The 632-nt window shown below is 19.4% G+C and carries 2 protein-coding genes; both read left to right on the forward strand.

All coding sequences use genetic code 11. From position 1 onward, the window contains the following. The first annotated feature begins 207 nt into the window (after window positions 1-207). The gene (locus LUA84_RS05540; protein WP_457913395.1) at window positions 208-477 is read left to right on the forward strand and encodes a hypothetical protein; all 270 of its coding nucleotides are present in this window, start codon (window positions 208-210) and stop codon (window positions 475-477) included. Then, window positions 444-602 (forward strand): TIGR00304 family membrane protein, encoded by a 159-nt coding sequence (locus LUA84_RS05545; RefSeq protein ID WP_457913396.1) that lies wholly within the window; start codon window positions 444-446, stop codon window positions 600-602. The genes LUA84_RS05540 and LUA84_RS05545 overlap by 34 nt, the downstream gene beginning before the upstream one ends. The last annotated feature ends 30 nt before the right edge of the window (window positions 603-632 follow it).

A 632-nucleotide genomic window follows, 5' to 3' on the forward strand; every position in this document is an offset into this window, starting at 1 on the left:
ATGGCTTCTAAAGATATAATAGAAATTGTAAAAAAAATGACTGGAAAAGAATTAAAAGTTAGAAAATAGATTTATAGACAATATATTAAAAATATTCGGATGGAAATAGATTTTGAATTAGATAAAATATTTGAAACATTGGATAGAAAAAAATATAAAAAAATATTATTGCAATTTCCTGATGGATTAAAAACATAGTGTAAAGAAATATACGATAAAATAAAGGAAAAATATAAAGATATAGAAATATATATTTGGTTTGGATCTGGTTTCGGTGGATGTGATATACCAATATATTTAGATAAATATGGATTTGATTTAATAATTCATTTTGGCCATTCAAAATTTTATAAATTAAAAATGGAAGAACAGATAACTGTACTTTTAATTTTATCAATTATTTTTCTATTTATTTCAATAATTTTATTACTTATTTTCTCATTATCCAATTCTCTAATACAAAATTTGCTGGATTAATATTAATAGGTCCAATACCAATATTAATATCAAATTCTTATNNNNTATCAAATATATTATTAATTATTTTATTGATTATTATTTTGATTATTCTTATTATCTTCTTCTACAAGATAATCATATAATTCCTTTAAATTTCTAAATACCATTGTAGC

It is taken from the genome of Candidatus Nanopusillus massiliensis, from assembly GCF_920984865.1.